4 protein-coding genes are annotated in these 4,737 nt (G+C 65.7%); all 4 read left to right on the top strand.

What is annotated here, in order from left to right; genetic code table 11:
- Positions 1-584: 584 nt before the first annotated feature.
- The 4 genes from CG51_RS18470 (at position 585) to CG51_RS18455 (ending at position 4,106) form a co-directional block, all read left to right on the top strand.
- Positions 585-1,244 (top strand): response regulator, encoded by a 660-nt coding sequence (locus CG51_RS18470; protein ID WP_035747517.1) that lies wholly within the window; start codon positions 585-587, stop codon positions 1,242-1,244.
- Positions 1,241-2,518, top strand: coding sequence for a sensor histidine kinase (locus CG51_RS18465; RefSeq protein ID WP_035747516.1), 1,278 nt, complete (start codon positions 1,241-1,243; stop codon positions 2,516-2,518). Before CG51_RS18470 ends, CG51_RS18465 begins: the two co-directional genes overlap by 4 nt.
- Positions 2,519-2,917: 399 nt before the next feature.
- On the top strand, positions 2,918-3,475 hold the full coding sequence (locus CG51_RS18460) for a phosphatase domain-containing protein (RefSeq protein ID WP_051930876.1): 558 nt from the start codon (positions 2,918-2,920) through the stop codon (positions 3,473-3,475).
- Positions 3,465-4,106, top strand: a complete 642-nt coding sequence (locus CG51_RS18455; protein WP_158212565.1) for a methyltransferase family protein — start codon at positions 3,465-3,467, stop codon at positions 4,104-4,106. Before CG51_RS18460 ends, CG51_RS18455 begins: the two co-directional genes overlap by 11 nt.
- The last annotated feature ends 631 nt before the right edge of the window (positions 4,107-4,737 follow it).

The following is a 4,737-nucleotide window of genomic DNA, read 5'->3' as shown; positions in this document are numbered from 1 at the left end:
GACCAATGTGCTGGTCGGCCGGTTGGCCAGCGTCTCGGCGCGCTACGATCAGACTTACCGCTGTCGTGGGCTGATGCTGCGCCGGCCTGCCGATCCCGATCATTTCGTCTCTGTGCATGAGGCATTTGCGATCCTACCTTAGCAGCGCCGCTTGTGGGGCGGCGCCTAGAAACCACGTTTTGCTCCTCTACCCTGACGATGGCGGTTGACAAAAATGGGTGCAGAGTGAGCAGGGGCCAAACTCGACTTTGACATGGCATCCGTTGACTGCGGCGCGAAGGAAATCCTGCGGAACATCTCCTTCGTCGTCTCGGGGGACAGCTTTTGTGCATGCCGGCGCAGCCGGCTGCGGCAAGACCACGGCCCTCTGCCGGAATGAAGGGCTTTATACCCAACCAGGGAGGGGCATTCCTTGATGGTTCCCCCGGCTTTACCGCTCTGCATACCTCTTTGCGCGGGCGATCATTCTCGGGTCCATCGGGCTAAATATCCTCACCGAGGCGCGCGTCTTGCGTTGGTGTGAGCGCGGGCATGAGAAAGCGGAGACGTTTGCCGCCTACCCCCGAACCGGTTACACTTCGCGCATGCGGCTTTTGGTGGTTGAGGATGAGCGGGATCTGGCGGGGGCGGTCGTGGACCACCTGCGCGCGCAAGGCCATGCGGTGGACTGGGCCGATGACCTTGGCGCGGCGGAAACCGCGCTCGGTGTTGCGGATTACGATCTTGTCATCCTCGATCTGCACCTGCCCGATGGCGACGGACTCGACCTGCTCCGGCGACATCGCCGCGCAGGTCATCGCACGCCAGTGCTTGTCGGCACCGCGAGGGACCGGATCGTGGAGCGCATCGCGGGGCTGGAGGCGGGTGCCGACGACTATCTTGTGAAGCCCTATGACCTCGATGAAATGCTGGCCCGCGTCGCCGCGATCCGCCGCAGGGCCGAAGGCCGGGCGGAGCCGGAGCGGCGCTTCGGCGCGCTCTGCCTGTTGCCGGAACGGCGGGCGGTACTGCTGGACGGCCAGCCGGTGCGTCTGACGGCGCGGGAATGGGCGGTCCTCGAACGGTTGAGCCGCAGACCGGACACGGTGGTCAGCCGGGCGCAGTTGGAAGACGCGCTCTACGCCTTCGGGGAGGAGGTGGAGAGCAACGCCATCGAGGCCCATGTGAGCCGCCTGCGCGCCAAACTCGGTCGCCCCACCATCGAAACGGTGCGCGGTCTAGGATACAGGATGGGGCGGGCATGAGCCTCTCACGCCGGCTGGCGGTGTTGGTCAGCTTCGCGCTGGCGGGGGTCTGGCTGCTTGCGGTGCTGGCCATGGCCGCGATACTGCGCGGCGAGCGCGACGAACTCTATGACCAGCAGCTTCAGGTTTCCGCCACCGCCTTTCTTCCGGTGCTCAGCCGCGCATGGGAGGCGGGGATGACGGAGGGGACCGGCTATGGTGTCGTCCCCCGGGGACCCGGTCCGGATGAAGCGCTGCTCTACCGGCTGCTCGATGCGCAGGGTCGGGTGCTCATCGCCTCCCGTGGCTCAGAGACCTTGCCGCAGATTGCGCCCGGTCGCATCGAACGGACATCCACCCATGTGGTCTACACCACGCCCGTCAGCCCCCGCGGTTTCGCCATGCAGTTCGCTGATCCGCTGGCCGAACGCCGGGAGGCCTATTTCACGAGTCTGATAAGTTTTCTTCTGCCGATGCTGGCGGTGCTGCCGGCAGGATTCCTGCTCGCGGGCTGGGCGGCGCGGGTGGGTCTCCGCCCGCTGGAGACGCTGCGCCGCGCCATAGCGGCACGTGACAGCCGCAGCCTCGACCCGATAGACCCAGCGGGCGCCCCGGCGGAGTTGGCGGCCATCGTCGCCACGCTGAACGGATTCATCGCCCGGCTCGGTCAGGCGCTGGAAGGCGAGCGCGCCTTTGCCACCAACGCCGCGCATGAGTTGCGCAACCCGGTCGCGGTTGCGCTGGCGCAGATCCAGCGTTTGCGGCAGGAGAATGCCGATCCCGCCGCATTGTCCCGTATCGCGGCGGTGGAAACGGCGTTGAAGCGGATGTCGCGACTGGTGACGCGGCTTCTCCAGCTGGCCCGGGCCGATGCCGGGATCGGAGCCGCAGCGGAGCCTGTGGATGCCGCGCGGATCCTCTCTCTCATCACACCGGAGGAGGTTCGGCTGACCCTGCCGGACGGGCCGGTGCCGGCGCGAATGGATGCCGATGCGCTGGCCATCGTGGCGGGCAACCTCATCGACAATGCGTTCCAGCACGGCAGTGGCGACGGGGTGGAGGCCGATCTGTCGGAGGATGGACAACTGCGCGTCCGCAATGCCTGCGCGGTGATCCCGGCAGAGGCGCTCACGACGCTCACCACCCGGTTCCGGCGCGGTGGTGGGGTGGGCTTCGGCCTCGGTTTGCATATCGCGGACCAGATCCTGCGGCAGGCGGGCGGGCGGCTGGAGCTTGCCTCCCCCGTGCCCGGGCGCGTGGATGGTTTCGAGGCACGCGCCATCCTGCCGCGCTAAGCAGGAAGGGGGGCGGCTCGACCAACCATCGCGGGATCCGTCCGCGGGGAGGGGCGAACATCCCCTCGCCTGCCCGACGTGCCCCTCGAAAGACTCCCCGCTTCCCAGCAAGACCCCCCATGACACGGGCGAACCGCTGTCGGACTGCCGAAAAGGGTTGATGCCTCTCCTCCGGGAGTCAGCCCGGAAGCGGGCCGAATATGCAGATTTCCGAGCGGATTTAGTCAGCTCGCGAACGATTCCTGTGACGTGGACCATAAGCCTTTTCGACATCCCGCCAAAAGTGGCATCCGCTCCGTCGCGGTGGGTCACGTAAGCGTCAGGCAGAGCGGCTCGGCGCCGTCAGGTTGCCGTAAGTTTTCTGATGCTCATGGCGGGGACCATCCATTCGGAGAAGCGATGTTCCCCCGACCACGCCATGCCCTCGCGGCGCTGTTTCTCACGCTGGCCCTGCCGGGCGGCTATGCCGCTGCCCTGCAGCATCAGCATAATTTCCACCCGATCATTGCCGGTGAGGCCTATCGTTCCGCTCAGCCGGATGCCGGCGACCTTGCGCGCTGGAAGGATGAGGACGGCATCCGCAGCGTAGTCAACCTGCGCGGCGCCAACCCTGATGCGAAGTGGTATCGCGAGGAGATCGCCGCCGCGCGGACTCTCGGCCTTTCCCATGCGGATTTCGCCATGTCTGCGTCGCAGGATCTGTCGCAGTCCAAGGCCGAGGCGCTAGTCGCCCTGCTGGAGCGGATGCCGAAGCCGGTGCTGATCCACTGCCGATCCGGTGCCGACCGCACCGGGCTGGCCGCCGCGCTCTACCTCGCCATGCGGGGGCAGGGGGAGTCGCAGGCGGAGCGCCAGATCTCGTTCCGCTACGGCCATGTCTCGCTGCCCTTCACCGCGGCCTGGGCAATGGACCGCAGCTGGGAGACGCTTGAAGGATGGCTGGGCTATGCAAGTTGAACCAATGACGACCCTGTCCGACCGTCACGCCGGTTCGCTTCTCCAGCGGCTGCGCATCCCGTTGTTGCGAGCGCTGTTCGTGCTGTTGCTGGCGCCGATCCTGTTCATCCGCTCCGCCTGGACGGATATTCCCGCTATGGCGTCGCTGCTGCGGATCGCCGGAGTGTTTCTCGTCTTCGCCGCCGTCCTTGGCCGGTTCTGGGCCATCCTGTACATCGGTGGGCGAAAGAACCTCAGCGTCATGTGTGACGGACCTTATTCGATCTCCCGCCACCCGCTATACCTCGCCTCCACCATCGGGGCGACCGGCCTTGGCCTGCTGCTGCAGAGCGTCACGCTGGCGATCCTGATCGGGGGTGTCACTTTCGCCGTGCTGCTTGCCACGGCACGGCAGGAGGAGCGCAATCTCCGCGGCATCTTCGGCCCCGCCTATGACGACTATTCTCGCGTCACGCCACGCCTGCTTCCCGCTCCGCACCTCTTTCACACGCCATCCGAGGTGATGTTCCGCCCCGCTCATCTACGGGTCAACTTCGCCGATGCGCTGGTCTTCCTCGGGTTCATCCCGTTGGCGGAGATCATTTCTGTTCTGCACGTGCATGGCTGGCTCGCGGGCCCCATATTGCCCTGAGCGTTGCGGAAGAGAGCAATCCTGAGGGACGCAGGGATTTTCCGCATGTCCTGAGATCGTCCGGAACAGCGCGTGTTTTGATTTCTGCGCGGACCGATTTAGCGGTAGGGCGCGTGCGCCGGGGGGCCAACAGCGGTCCGCAACGGGGTTCACGCGGCATCACAGCCTGCGGTGCGGATTTCGAGCGGGCTTCTTCTTGGTTGCTGTCACTGGAAAGCCGCTTGTGCGGTGCTGGTGCGCATCGGACGCGAAACGGAAGGGGGTCACGGGCCCTCAAAGCGGTCATGCATCCGGTTGATCCGGAATATGCAGACCCGACGCTTCAAGAATTCTATGAGCGCTGGCGGGGAGGGGTTACCCTGTGGCCGGTAGCCATGCGTTGGGGGCAACTCCATCGTGTCAGTATCTCTCGATGGTTGCGACGAGTGCTCTTCTGCAAGCGGAACACGGGCTGCTGTGCTCCGGTCATGAACGCCCGTTGCTGGCACCATGACTGGAAGCCGAAGCGGCAATGCGGCCAGGTGTTGTCCGACAGACATAACGTGCCGACGATGAGCTTGGCGGTGTGATCGTGCGGATCTTGACCCCGCTTCGACTACGATGCCGCGCCAGTCCCATGGGACTGGCGCGG

The organism is Haematobacter missouriensis (genome assembly GCF_000740775.1).
Classification (GTDB): domain Bacteria; phylum Pseudomonadota; class Alphaproteobacteria; order Rhodobacterales; family Rhodobacteraceae; genus Haematobacter; species Haematobacter missouriensis.
Note: the sequence above shows the minus strand (reverse complement) of the source record. Positions and strands in the feature narration are given on the sequence as shown.

Coding starts and splice junctions, on each gene's coding strand:
- CG51_RS18470 (WP_035747517.1), top strand. CDS start 585: ATGCGGCTTTTGGTGGTTGAGGATGAGCGGGATCTGGCGGGGGCGGTC.
- CG51_RS18455 (WP_158212565.1), top strand. CDS start 3,465: ATGCAAGTTGAACCAATGACGACCCTGTCCGACCGTCACGCCGGTTCG.
- CG51_RS18460 (WP_051930876.1), top strand. CDS start 2,918: ATGTTCCCCCGACCACGCCATGCCCTCGCGGCGCTGTTTCTCACGCTG.
- CG51_RS18465 (WP_035747516.1), top strand. CDS start 1,241: ATGAGCCTCTCACGCCGGCTGGCGGTGTTGGTCAGCTTCGCGCTGGCG.